The sequence below is a fragment of the Paraburkholderia fynbosensis genome, assembly GCF_902859935.1.
Taxonomy (GTDB): domain Bacteria; phylum Pseudomonadota; class Gammaproteobacteria; order Burkholderiales; family Burkholderiaceae; genus Paraburkholderia; species Paraburkholderia fynbosensis.
This window is the reverse complement of the sequence record NZ_CADIKI010000009.1, coordinates 260,440-272,893: the sequence shown is the minus strand read 5'-3', so window position 1 is coordinate 272,893 and position 12,454 is coordinate 260,440. Positions and strand designations below refer to the sequence as shown.

Below are 12,454 nucleotides of genomic sequence, written 5' to 3'. Positions count from 1 at the left end.
GATTACCCGGGGGAACTCACGTGAGCGCTGGCGACATCGCGTCGATCCTGTCCAATCCGATTCTCAACACGGATTCGTACAAGGCCTCGCACTATCTGCAATATCCGCCCGAGGCGTCGGCGATGTTCTCGTACATCGAGTCGCGTGGCGGGCGCTACGAGCGCACGCTGTTCTTCGGTCTGCAAATGCTGCTGAAGGAATACCTGTGCCGGCGGGTCACGCCGGCCATGATCGAGCAGGCCAAAGCGTTTTTCAGTTCGCATGGCGAGCCCTTCAACGAAGCGGGTTGGCGCTACGTGGTCGAGCAGTGCGGCGGCTATCTGCCGGTGCGGATTCGCGCGGTGCCGGAAGGCTCGGTGGTGCCGACGCACAACGTTCTGGTGACGGTCGAATGCGACGACCCGCAGGTGTTCTGGCTCGCTTCGTATCTGGAAACGATGCTGTTGCGCGTGTGGTATCCGATCACGGTGGCGACGCAAAGCTGGCATCTGCGCAAAACGATTCGCGCCTACCTGCAAAAGAGCAGCGACGATCTCGCGCAATTGCCCTTCAAGCTGCACGATTTCGGCGCGCGCGGGGTGTCGAGCGCGGAGTCGGCGGCGATCGGCGGCGCCGCACATCTGGTCAGTTTCATGGGTTCGGACACGGTGTTCGGCGTCGCGGCGGCGAACCACTACTACAACGAGACGATGGCGGCGTTTTCCGTGCCGGCCGCCGAACACAGTACCATCACGTCATGGGGCCGCGAGCGCGAGACCGACGCGTTCCGCAACATGATCGCGCGCTTCGGCAAGCCGGGCGCGATCGTCTCGGTGGTGTCCGATTCCTATGATCTGTTTGCCGCGCTCGACGTATGGGGCACGCAGCTGAAACAGGCCGTGCTCGATTCAGGCGCCACCCTCGTGATCCGGCCGGACTCCGGCGATCCGCGCACGATCGTATTGCAGACGCTGCGCGCGCTCGACGCGTCGTTCGGCTCGGTGGTGAATGGCAAGGGCCGGCGCGTGCTCAACAACGTGCGCGTAATTCAGGGCGACGGCGTGAACCCCGATTCCATCGCGACGATCCTCGCCGCGATGGACGAGGCCGGCTTCGCGGCCGATAACATCGTATTCGGCATGGGCGGCGCGCTGTTGCAGCAGATCAACCGCGACACGCAGCGCTTCGCGATGAAGTGTTCCGCGATCCGCCTTGGCGACGAGTGGCACGACGTGCGCAAAGACCCGGTCACGGATGCCGCGAAGCGTTCGATGAAAGGGCGTCTGACGTTGCTGAAGCATCGCCGCACCGGTGAGTACCGGACGGTCACGCTGCCCGTCACCTGGGATGAACACACCGTCGCGGGCGAGTGGGACGAAGCACTCGTGACGGTGTTCGAGTCCGGCAAGCTACTGGTCGATGCGTCGCTCGCCGAAATCAGGAACCGGGCTCACGCGGACGAAGCCTGACGTGCGCCGCACGCCGCGGCCCAGATGTTCACGCCCGCCGCGCGGATGTCGAGCCGGCACGGCGCACCCTCGCGCAAACCGGCGTCTTCGCTGGCAAGGTCGAAGCGCACTCCGGCGATATTCACGCGAACATAGCGCTCCCCGCGCCGCAATTCGACCGACTCGACGACCCCGGCATGCGCGCCTTGTGGCGTCACGGCCAACGCATGCGACGACACGCGCCACATGACGCGCTGGCCCGCGGCGGGAAGGGATGCACGGTTAGCCGTTGTCACCATCAAGCCCGGAGCGATCTGCACCTGGCCCGCCGCGCTCATCGAACCTTCGCCGACGTTGTGCAAGCCGAGCAGGGCGGCCACCCGCATCGAAGCGGGCCGCTCGAACACGTCGGCGATCGCGCCCGCCTGCAACACGCGCCCCTGTTCGACCACCAGCACCTCGTCGGCGAGCAGCGCGGCCTCATCCGGATCGTGCGTGACGATGATCGTCACCGCGGCGATCTCGCGCTGCAATGCCCGCAGCGATTGCTGCAAGCGGCGCCGCCGCGGCGTATCCAGCGCGGCGAACGGCTCGTCGAACAGCAGCAGTTCGCTATGTCGCGTGAGCGCGCGCGCGAGCGCCACCCGTTGCCGCTGACCGAACGACAGCTGATGCGGCAGCCGTCCGACCAGCGGCACGAGGCCCAGATGATCGAGCCAGTAACGTGCGCTGGCGGCGTCGGCATCGACGGGAAAGCTGAGCTGGCGCACCACGCTCATGTGCGGAAACAGGCCGTAATCCTGCGGCATGTAGCCGATCTGGCGGCGCTCGGGCGGCAGCGTGTGCAACGCGGTCGCGCCGAGCCGCACGGTGCTCGACGCGTTCGATTCGAGCCCCGCGATCAGACGCAGTGCTAGAGATTTGCCCGAACCCGACGGCCCGATGATCGCGAGACGCCGGCTAGCCGGCGTCCACGCGATGTCGAGTCCGAAGTCGCCCAACTGACGTTGCAGATGGAACGTGAGGCGGCGATTGTCGGCGTCGCCGCGGCTCGCGGTGAGATCCGTGCCGGGTTCGAGCGTGTCGTCGCCGTTTTCGGTCTGCTCGGGTGCGGGTTTTTGCCGAAGACTGTAGATGGACAGCGCGGCGCAGAGTATCGCGATCGCAAGCGTCGGCAGCAGCAACGGCATCATCGCCGGCAGGCCTTGGCCGCCGAATACCACGTACGTGTAGACCGGCAACGAATACGGGTGATAGGCGACCATCACGGTCGCGCCGAATTCGCCGAATGCACGCAGCCAGGCGAGCGCGAGTCCTGCGCGAATTGCCGGCCACGCCACCGGCAGCATCACGCGGAAAAAGCGGCTGCTGGCATGATGGCCGAGCGTGGCGGCGACGTCGTCGAGCACCGGATCGACCGCGGCGAACGCGGACTTCGCGGCGATGATAAGAAACGGCGCCGCCACGAAGATTTCCGCCAGCACGATGCCGGCGAACGAATCCGTCAGCCCGCCGCCGGTGAGGCGGCCGATTCCGCTATAGGGCCCAAGCAGAAACAGCAGCAGCACGCCGCTCGTAAGCGGCGGCAGCGCCAGCGGCAACTGCACGACGAAGCCGAGCAGCGCCATCTTGCGCGTATTCGACCGCGCGAGGAAATAGCCGAGCGGCACGCCGCCCAACAGGATCATGAACGAGGCCACCGTGGCGCTCGCCGCCGATACGCCGACCGCCGACCAGGTCGCGCGCCAGTCGACGTTCGCCCAATCCGCGGCGCCGAGTTGCGGCACGCTCGCGACGAACGGAGCGCACAGATAGACAGCCAGCAGCGCCGCCAGCCACAGCAGCGGTCGCGCAGCGGCGCGCTTCACCGCGTCAGTGCGTGGCGGCGTCGATGACCGCCTGCACCGAAGGCGGTATCGACTGCACGCTGCCGCTCACGACGGGTTTGACAACGTCCACGCCATGCTGCTTGAGCAGGGCGCGGCCTTGCTCGCTCAGCAGGAAGTCGACGAAGCTGACCGCGCCGGGGCGGTTCGGCGCGTCGTTGAGGATCGTCAGTGTGTAACTGGCCTTGGCCTGCAATTCAGGCGCCGGGTGGATCGCCGGAATCTTCAGGTCGGACGTCTCGGTCGAATAGAAAAAGCCCGCATCGAGCTGGCCTGATTGCAGGCGGCCCACCAGCGTTTCCTCGGGCAGCACCTGCGCGGGATTTTCCGGCGTGCCGAGCGTCTTCTCGACCAGGTCCGGCTGATGGTAGAGCTCGGCCGCTTTCGTCACCATTTCGACGCTGAATGCGCCTTTCGGATCGAGCTTCGGATCGGTGCGGCCGATGCGAATACCCGGCTGCTGCAGCACCTGGTCCCAGCGCTTGCTTCTGAACTGCGACGCGAATTTGCTCTGCGGGTTATAGCCGATCATCAACGGCGACTCGGCGAAATTCACATACCACGTGACGTGATCGCCGTTCGCGTCGCCCATCAGGCTGCTGTTCACCTTCGGGCTCGCGCTGATGAACACGTCGCCACGCCGCAGCTTGCCTTTGATTTCGTTGGCGATCTTGTTGGAACCCGCCGCGTAGCCGCGGAACTGCTGGCCGGTGGCTTTCTCGAACGCGGGGCCGATGCTGCGCTCCATCAGGTTGACGAGCGAACCGGCGTACAGGACGTTGACCGTGTTGTTGCCTGAGTCCTGCGCGAAGGTGGGCGCGGCCGTCACGATGCCGGTGACGACCACGAGAGAAGCGAGCAGCTTGCGAATCATGCGATAACCCCGATGCGTTATTTGAGAGCGTCACATTACGACGCCATTACGTTGCTTTGCGTTGCCTCGCGTTGTGCGGTGACATGGCCGGTTTAGCGGACCGTGCGCCGTCGTTTGCCACGAACGCCGGCATCACGCCGACGGCGGCCAAACAGCCGAGATGCGCGGCGGTATACCGCGTATTGACGCGTTGATGCACAACGCTGCCGCCATCGCAGCGTAATATACACACGGACATAGCGAATGAACAGGCCGCCAGGGCGTCGACGCTGGAGATAACCGCGTATGGATAGTGTGAATACGATTGCCGCGCCCGCCGTCGACGGTGCGCTCGTGCTGAGCGGACCGTTTCAGCGTCCGCAGTCGCTCAACCTCGAAGGGCTTCAGCGTTACGACAGCGTGACGGCCAGGCCTTTCGATCTGCGTTGCTATACGACGAACCGCTTCATTCGCAGCGTCGATGCGTACCGTGGCGTGCGCCCGGGGACCTTGATCGCGGAGGCTGGTTAGCCGAACGAGATGCCGGGCGAATCCAAGCGTACGGTGTTCGTCGCATGCGGGCAGGACGGGTATGTCGTGACGTTCTCGTGGCACGAGCTGTTCAATACGCCGATCGGCGAGAACGTGCTGATCGCTTACGAATGCGGTGGGCGCATACTTCGATGCCGAAGACGGCGCGCCGATTCTGTTCCCTGGCTGGGACATCCTGCCCGCGCTGCGTCACGTCAAACGGCTCGCGCGGATCGAAGCGCGGTTCTGAGTTGATACGTTGGCACTGATGCGTGGGTCCGGAGGGCTGGCGTAATATGGTTGGCTCTTCATCATCGCTTTGCCGCCATGTCTGATGATCCGCTTGCACGCGCTGCTCCTGCCGTATCGGTTGCCGGGGTTGGCGCGTGCGACGTCGAACCGCTGTCGTTGCCGCTCGATCCGCAAGTCGCTGCGTGCATGAATCAATGGCTGCATGCAACGACGAATGCGGCCAGCGCCGACACGCGGCTTTTCGCCAAGCTGATCGCCGCGCGCGACGTGCATGACGAACTTGCATTGCTCGGCCTGCGGCCGCGCGAGTGGCATGCGCTGTTGGCGCGGCATTTCACGCATGCGGCCGAAGTGACATTGCCGCGCAACGTCGGCATGAATGCGAACACCGACGAGCACGTCTCCTTCGTCCACTCGCTCCACGCACTCCTGCTCACCCACGCAAGCCTCACCGTCCACCCCGACGATGCGCACTGCGTCGCCACGATCATCGCCCACGCATGCCTGCGCCCCGACCACCTGTGGCGCGACCTCGGCCTCGCCGGCCGCACCGAAGTCACGTGGATGCTGACGCGCTATTTCCCCACGCTCGTCACGCTGAATGTCGCCAACCTGCGCTGGAAAAAATTCCTCGCCGCACAGCGCGCGCTTTCCTTGGGCTTGCTGCCCGGCCCCGCGCCGGGTTGCCCCGGCTGCGAAGACTACGGATATTGCTTCCCGCCACAACGTTGAAAGCCGTTTGGCCAGGATGGCAGCGCGAAGTGGTTCGTGTATGCTTTCGCGCATGGCTGACACCGCAAAAAGCAAACCCGCAGCGACGAAGAAATCCGCGCAGAAATCCGCGAAGCCGCGCCCCGAAGTGCGCTTCCGGATGCGCATTCGCAGTGCGGATGCCGTCGCGCTCGGACCGGGCAAAGTCGCTCTGCTCGAAGCGGTGCGCGAGTACGGTTCGATCTCGGCGGCGGCGCGCAGCCTCGACATGTCGTACCGGCGCGCCTGGCTGCTGATCGACGAATTGAACCGGTCGCTGAAGTCGCCGGCCACGCATTCGGAGCAAGGCGGTCAAAGCGGCGGCGGCTGCACGCTCACCCCGGTTGGCGAAACCATCATTCGCCTGTATCGCGACGTCGAAGAAGAGGCGCAGCGAAGTTGCGCGAAGCAGATCGCCGAGCTGACGCGGCTGATCCGTTCCTGAACGGGGTCCCCGGCGGCCCTCGCGATCCCTGGCTCAGCGAGCCTCGCGCTCAGCCGTGCCGCAGGCAAAACGCCGACGGTGGCGGGTTGCCGAGTTGAGCGCGATGGTCGGATGCAGTCGCGCCGTCAATTCGACGAAGCTCGCCACGCTCGCGGTACGCAGCGGGTGATAGTCGATCCGATGGCGCTCGCAGATCCATTTGAGCGTATTCATCGAATCGTGGTCGGTGCAGTCCACGGTGAATACGACCATATCCGCACGCATCGGTGGCGAGCAGCGAACGTTATGCATGGGTCGCGCTCGGGATGATCGTCTCAGGGCTCGGCGCCGGCATGCTGAACGGCGACACGCAGAAGGCCGTCATGGCGTGCGAGCCGCCGGAGCGCCCACGGTTTCGCGGCCCCGCTGTGCATGACGAGTCTGCTTGCCGCGGCGGTCGCCACCTGCGTCCGGCTGCTGGCGGGCGGGGCGCAAGCGGTGCGGGCCGGCGAGGTGGCGTCGAACGGCTAGGGAAATACCGTCGCCCCATTCGCGCTGTTTTCCGCTATCGTGTGCGGCACGCTCGCCGAGGCATCCTCGCGGGCGCTTCTTCGAACGCACGACACGTAAAACAATGAGCCATCCGAACACCGAACTGATCGAACGTTTCTACACCGCGTTTCAGCGACGCGACGCCGAAACGATGATCGCCTGCTATGCCGATGACGTCGTCTTCAGCGATCCCGCCTTCGGCGAGCTGTATGGCGAGGAAGTGCGCGACATGTGGCGCATGTTGGTGGCGGGCGCGCAGGAATTCTCGCTGACGTTCGGCAGCATCGAGGCGGACGATCATAAGGGCAGCGCGCATTGGGAGGCCGGCTATCTGTTCACTCAGACGGGCCGCCCGGTGGTCAACCGGATCGACGCGCGCTTCGTGTTCCGCGACGGGCTCATTACCGAACACCGCGACAGTTTCGATCTGTGGCTATGGATGCGTCAGGCGATGGGCGTGCGGGGCACGCTGCTCGGCTGGTCGCCGCTCGTGCGGCGCATGCTCAGGGCACAGGCGCGCCGTGGCCTCACCGCCTATCGGAACCACCATAGCCGCTCCTGAAGCCCGCTCGGGTGCAATGCGCCGCACGGCGCCCTTGCTATGATTTGGCCGGTTGAGTCCGTATTTCGTCAGGCCGAAGAACAGTGAGAGGGAATGCTATGCCCGTAGTGGATGCCGCATGGGAAGAGTGGCTGAGCAGCAATGTGGCGCGCGGTTGCAGTCTGGATGCGATGATCGACGCGATGGTGCAGGCCGGGTTCGCCAGCGAAGCGGCGCACGTCGCCGTGCATCACGCGTTCGGGCGGAAGCAGACGGATTTCAATTCCGCAGCCGCAGCCGCAACCGAGGCCGCGCTCGCCAAAACCGAACCGCGCACGTACCTGTACGACGCGTCGCCGGTCGCGCGCGGCAATGTGATTCGCGCGTACGATCGCGACGTTCGCGTGCTGATGCGCTGTGAGCGGCCGCAGGTGATCGTGTTCGCCGACGTGCTCTCGCCCGATGAGTGCGCCGAGATGATCGAGCGCTCGCGTCATCGGTTGAAGCGCTCCACCACGGTCAATCCCGACACCGGCAAGGAAGACGTGATTCGCAACCGCACGAGCGAAGGCATCTGGTATCAGCGGGCCGAAGATCCGTTCATCGAAAAGCTCGACCGGCGCATCGCGAGCCTGATGAACTGGCCGGTCGAAAACGGCGAGGGTCTGCAGATCCTGCACTACGGCGCGACCGGCGAATACCGCGCGCATTTCGACTACTTCCCGCCCGATCAAGCGGGCAGCGCGGTGCATACCGCACAGGGCGGCCAGCGCGTGGCGACGCTGGTGGTCTATCTGAATGACGTCCCCGACGGCGGCGAGACGACGTTTCCCGAAGCGGGCCTGTCGGTCGCGGCAAGGCAAGGTGGTGCGGTGTATTTCCGCTATATGAACGCCCAGCGGCAACTCGATCCGCTGACGCTGCACGCCGGTGCGCCAGTGCTCGATGGCGACAAATGGATCATGACGAAATGGATGCGCGAGCGGGCTTACGGCTGACGCCGCATCAGCAGGCCAATTCGGTCGATCAATTCAGTCGGCCGCCTCACGGGTGGGCGCATTGCCGCTCGAGCCGGCGAGCAGTTGCCTGAACGCGTCGCGGCCGGATGCGTAACCCATGCGCAGGATCATCAGGCCGATTGCCGCGCCGGCGATGTGATCCAGCATCGGCAGACCGGCCAGGCTGCCTGCAAGACCCAGCGTCGCGACGAGCGCCGACACCGCGTCGACGCGAGCATGCCATGCGCTTGCCTGCAGAAGCGCCGAGCCGGTGCGCCGGCCTTGCGCGCGCAGGTAGCGGAACAGCGTTTCCTTGGCGACCATCACGAAACAGCTGACGGCGAGCGCGCCGACATTCATTGCATCATTGCCGCTCAGTGTCGAGGTCTGCGCGACGCTGCCCCAGAGCATTTGCGCCGCGGTGAAGATCAGGATCACGGCGATGAAAAGCGAGGCCAGCGCCTGCTCGGTGCTGCTGTCGGCGTGGTGAGGGTCTGGGTGACCTGCGCGGCGCGCCCGGGCGCCGAGGTGTTTCGCGCTGAGATACAGCACCAGCAGCACGACGGCGTCGGCGGCCAGGTCGCTCAGTGTGTGGATGCCGTCGGCGAAGAGACCGTCCGAATGCGCGGTGATGCCGAGGGTGATCTGCATCGTCGAGAGGAACGCATTGAGCAGCGCGCTCGCGGAGGCGGCCTTAAACAAGACGACCGCCGTTCAGGATGGAATCGCAATCGTGGCTGTTGCGCTCGATGGGGTGCATGGGCTGTGACGGTTTCTGTTCGTCGCAGCAAGGTAACCGTCGGGCGTGGCACGCCCATGACAGTGTGCGTAATCCTGGGATGAATACGCGAGGTGAGGCGAGCGTGTAATGGCGTTGCGTTTGCGCATCGGCAATGCGATGGGGTGGCGAGGCGTGCTTGTCTGCGCCCGCTCAAGCCGCCTACAGACCCGCTCGGCTTGTCTCAAGCGCTTGTCTTGTAGACATCCGGGTTATGCAACTCCATGTAGCGCTCCGGATTCGCAAGCGGCGTAAAGCCGTGGGGCTCGTAGACATGATGCGCGTCGGACGTTACCAGCACGATTCTTCGCAGACCCTTCAGCGACGGACTCGCGAATACGTGTGCCATCAACGCGCACGCATAGCCGTTACCGCGATACGCGGGCAAGACGAACACATCGCACAGGTACGCGAACGTCGCTTCGTCGGTGATCAGGCGCGCGAACGCGACCTGCTTGCCGTCGATATAGCCGCCGAAACATAGCGAGCCCGCGACGGCCCGCTCGAACGTCTCGCGCGGCATCCCCTCGGCCCACGCTGTTTCCTGCGAGAGGAACGCATAGACCATTTCGATGTCGAGCTCGGCCTTGTTGCTGGATACCGTCAGTTCGTCTGCTTGCACCGGATGTCTCCTTGTGGGATTGCGCGAGAGGTCAAACAAAGTGGCCCGAACCCGCCGTTAGCCAAGCCGTTAGCCTTTCGCCGTCCCCTCGCTGCCGCGCGAGCCGCCGCCGATGCTCTGCCCGGCGTTGCGTGCCAAACCCATATAACCGACCACGGACACCAGCGTCAGCACACCCGCAAACAGAAACGCTAGACGGAAGTCGTCGAGCGTGAAGACGTGTCCGCTCGTCTCGCCGCTCAAGTGCGCCGCCACCCGAAGCGAGACCGCGCCGAACGCGATGCCCAGACCAATCGTCATCTGCGCCGCCGCGCTCCATAGCGTGCTCGCCGCGCTCATCTGCGGCTGCGCGACGTCGGCGTAGGCCAGCGTGGCGAGCGTCGAGAATTGCATCGAGCGCGCGACGCCGTACACGAACACGACGAACAGCACCAGCGCGAGCGGCACGTCCGGCGTCAACAGTCCGCACGCGATGATGAACACGCCGGCCACGGTGACGTCGATGATCGACACCATGCGGAAACCGTAACGCCGCAAGATCCGCGTGGTGAGCGCTTTCATGCCGAGGTTGCCGAGCGCGCTCGCGAGCAGCAGGAGCCCGGATCTGAACGCGGACAAGCCGAAGCCCACCTGGAACAGCAGCGGCATCAGATACGGCACCGCGCCGATGCCGATACGCGTGAACGAGCCCGTCACCACCGTCACGGAGAAGGTCGGGATTTTCAGCGTCGATACGTCGATCAGCGGGTGGGGGTGGCGCTTTGCATGCTGGAACGCGACCACGCCCATCAGCAAGCCGCCGAGTACCACCGCCCCGGCGAGCCACGGATTGGTGCCGGGCTGGCTCGCCAGCTCCGCGCCGTACAGAACCGCCGTCAGCGTGAGGCCGCTCAGCAGCAGGCCGACCACGTCGAGCGGTTTGCGCTCGGCGCCGCGCAGGTTGGGCACCAGCGCGAGCGCGACGGCCATCGCCGCCAGACCGAACGGCACGTTCAGCAGGAAGATCCAGCGCCACGACGCGTAGGTCGTGATGAAGCCGCCCACCGGCGGCCCGACCACCGGCGCGGCGATCGCCGGCCATGTGATGGTGGAGATGGCCTGCATCATGCGGCTCTTCTCGGTGCTGCGGACCACGATGAGGCGGCCCACCGGCACCATCATCGCGCCGCCCATGCCTTGCAATACGCGCGCCGCGGTGAACTCAGCGACGTTCTGCGACAGCCCGCACAACACCGAGGCCCCCGTGAACACGGCGATCGCGCTGAAGAACACCGTGCGCGCGCCGCAGCGATCGGCGACCCAGCCGCTCGCCGGAATGAAGATCGCCAGCGCGAGCATGTACGCCGTCATGCCGAGACTGAGGCTGTTCGGACCGACGCCGAACGAGTGCGCCATCTGCGGCAGCGCGGTGGCGATCACCGTGGTGTCGAGATACTCCATGAAGAAGGTGGCCGCAACGAGGTAGGGCAGCCAGCCGACGTGCGCATTGCGAGTGCTGGCGCCGCTCATTGCGCGGCCCTCGCGGCAAGGCGTGGGCGGGCGTCGATGCCGCGGGCGGGCTGGCGCATGGCGCGCGAGGGTATGGCCTTCATGGTTGTTGCGACTACCTTTCGATTGCGTGTTTCCGACGGCGGGGGATGTCCGGGCGTCGCGGGCCATCCGTCTGCAAGAGGCGGACTAGCGGCCGGATAGCGAGGGTCGGGGCGCGCGCGTGAAGCCTTGATGGATCGCGCGCGCGTCGCCAGCCCTGAATCCTAACGCAATAAATGGCGCCATACCGTTGCGGAGCGCAGCGACCGGCGCGTGCGGCGCGCGGTGTTGCCGGTCTGCAGATCTGCCGATCAGCGGGCGCTGGGTGCATGCGCCGGTGTCACGCAAGACCGGTGCGGGCGCCACCAGTCTGCCGATCAGCGGCGCCGGGCAGCGCCCGGGCGCTGGCCGTTCAGCCTTTCGCGGCGTACTCGCGATCGAGCTTGTCGTACAGCGGCTTGTTGACGAGCCGCTGGCGCTCGCTGAACGGCGCGACGAGCGTCGCGTCCTCATCGAGACGGCCGTTGCTCTTCAGGCTGCCGAGCGCGCGCTGCATGCCGAGCACCGCCCCCTGCAGCGCCGCGTTCGCATACAGCACGATGCCATACCCGAGCGTCGCGAGCGCCTCGCGCGATTGCACCGGCGTCTTGCCGCCGATCACGATGTTGATCAGTTGCGGCTTGTCGAACAGCCCCGGCAGACGTTCGATGTCGGCGAGCGATTCGGTCGCTTCGATAAAGAGGATGTCAGCGCCGGCTTCGATGAAGCGATGGCCGCGCTCGATCGCATCCTCGATGCCATGGACCGCCGCCGAGTCGGTGCGCGCCATGATCTGCAGATTGCCGTCTTCGCGAGCATCGACGGCCGCGCGGATCTTGCCGACCATCTCGCTCGTCGCGACCACTTCCTTGCCCGAAAAGTGGCCGCATTTCTTTGGCATCACCTGGTCTTCGAACTGGATCACGTCGGCGCCGCTGCGCTCCAGTACGCGCACGGTCTGGCGTACGTTCAGCGCGTTGCCGAAGCCCGTGTCAGCGTCGACGATCAGTGGCAGCGCGACCGCGTCGCGAATCCGCGCCGTGTGTTCGGCGACCTCGGCAAGGCCGATGAAGCCCAGATCGGGCAGCCCGAGCGACATATTGGTGACGCCCGCGCCCGTGATGTAGAGCGCTTCGAAGCCGGCGTCCTCGATCACGCGGGCGCTCATCGCGTTGAAGGCGCCGGGCACGAGCAGGCCCTGACGCTGGTTGACTTTGGCACGGAAGGCGGCGCGGCGGGTGGCGGAAGTGGTCATGTGAGTGTCTCCGGGA

The 12,454-nt window shown here is 65.6% G+C and carries 12 protein-coding genes and 2 pseudogenes; 7 read left to right on the top strand and 7 right to left on the bottom strand.

The window, feature by feature from the left end:
- The first annotated feature begins 20 nt into the window (after window positions 1-20).
- The gene (locus HV770_RS17465; RefSeq protein ID WP_175161537.1) at window positions 21-1,448 is read left to right on the top strand and encodes a nicotinate phosphoribosyltransferase; all 1,428 of its coding nucleotides are present in this window, start codon (window positions 21-23) and stop codon (window positions 1,446-1,448) included.
- Here HV770_RS17465 and HV770_RS17460 read toward each other — a convergent pair.
- Together HV770_RS17460 and HV770_RS17455 are read right to left on the bottom strand one after the other, a co-directional pair.
- Entirely contained in the window at window positions 1,430-3,295 is a 1,866-nt protein-coding gene (locus HV770_RS17460) for an ABC transporter ATP-binding protein/permease (RefSeq protein ID WP_175161535.1), read from the bottom strand. The two genes, HV770_RS17465 and HV770_RS17460, sit on opposite strands and share 19 nt — an antisense overlap.
- A gap of 4 nt (window positions 3,296-3,299) precedes the next feature.
- Entirely contained in the window at window positions 3,300-4,187 is an 888-nt protein-coding gene (locus HV770_RS17455) for an extracellular solute-binding protein (protein WP_175161533.1), read from the bottom strand.
- Between the two features lie 285 nt (window positions 4,188-4,472).
- Between HV770_RS17455 and HV770_RS39745 the strand changes: the two genes are divergently transcribed.
- From HV770_RS39745 to HV770_RS17440, 3 genes are all read left to right on the top strand, one after another.
- Window positions 4,473-4,697 carry a hypothetical protein gene (locus tag HV770_RS39745; protein ID WP_425497438.1) on the top strand — a complete coding sequence of 75 codons (225 nt, stop codon included), beginning with the start codon at window positions 4,473-4,475 and terminating at the stop codon, window positions 4,695-4,697.
- 438 nt (window positions 4,698-5,135) lie between these two features.
- Window positions 5,136-5,681 carry a nitrogen fixation protein NifQ gene (locus tag HV770_RS17445; RefSeq protein WP_175161613.1) on the top strand — a complete coding sequence of 182 codons (546 nt, stop codon included), beginning with the start codon at window positions 5,136-5,138 and terminating at the stop codon, window positions 5,679-5,681.
- A gap of 52 nt (window positions 5,682-5,733) precedes the next feature.
- Window positions 5,734-6,144, top strand: a complete 411-nt coding sequence (locus HV770_RS17440) for a winged helix-turn-helix domain-containing protein (RefSeq protein ID WP_246290962.1) — start codon at window positions 5,734-5,736, stop codon at window positions 6,142-6,144.
- Between the two features lie 49 nt (window positions 6,145-6,193).
- Here HV770_RS17440 and HV770_RS17435 read toward each other — a convergent pair.
- Window positions 6,194-6,402 (bottom strand): annotated as a pseudogene (locus HV770_RS17435) (DUF2325 domain-containing protein); the annotation flags it as partial.
- A gap of 26 nt (window positions 6,403-6,428) precedes the next feature.
- On the opposite strand from HV770_RS17435, the pseudogene HV770_RS39740 reads away from it, so the two are divergent.
- From HV770_RS39740 to HV770_RS17425, 3 genes and pseudogenes are all read left to right on the top strand, one after another.
- Window positions 6,429-6,530 (top strand): annotated as a pseudogene (locus HV770_RS39740) (MFS transporter); the annotation flags it as partial.
- Window positions 6,531-6,757: 227 nt separating this feature from the next.
- Entirely contained in the window at window positions 6,758-7,237 is a 480-nt protein-coding gene (locus tag HV770_RS17430; protein WP_175161530.1) for a nuclear transport factor 2 family protein, read from the top strand.
- Between the two features lie 98 nt (window positions 7,238-7,335).
- Window positions 7,336-8,214: a 2OG-Fe(II) oxygenase gene (locus HV770_RS17425; protein ID WP_175161528.1), complete on the top strand. Its 879-nt coding sequence runs from the start codon at window positions 7,336-7,338 to the stop codon at window positions 8,212-8,214.
- 33 nt (window positions 8,215-8,247) lie between these two features.
- Here the strand turns inward: HV770_RS17425 and HV770_RS17420 are convergent, their stop codons facing one another.
- The 4 genes from HV770_RS17420 to HV770_RS17405 all read right to left on the bottom strand — a co-directional run bounded on the left by HV770_RS17420 (window position 8,248) and on the right by HV770_RS17405 (window position 12,438).
- Window positions 8,248-8,916 (bottom strand): cation diffusion facilitator family transporter, encoded by a 669-nt coding sequence (locus HV770_RS17420; protein WP_175161526.1) that lies wholly within the window; start codon window positions 8,914-8,916, stop codon window positions 8,248-8,250.
- A 260-nt stretch (window positions 8,917-9,176) separates the two neighbouring features.
- Complete coding sequence (locus tag HV770_RS17415; protein WP_175161524.1) at window positions 9,177-9,614, bottom strand: GNAT family N-acetyltransferase; 438 nt, start codon at window positions 9,612-9,614, stop codon at window positions 9,177-9,179.
- Between the two features lie 69 nt (window positions 9,615-9,683).
- Entirely contained in the window at window positions 9,684-11,123 is a 1,440-nt protein-coding gene (locus tag HV770_RS17410; protein WP_175161522.1) for an MFS transporter, read from the bottom strand.
- 433 nt (window positions 11,124-11,556) lie between these two features.
- A complete protein-coding gene (locus tag HV770_RS17405) occupies window positions 11,557-12,438 on the bottom strand; it encodes an isocitrate lyase/PEP mutase family protein (RefSeq protein ID WP_175161520.1) in 882 nt (293 codons plus the stop codon).
- Between the last annotated feature and the right edge of the window lie 16 nt (window positions 12,439-12,454).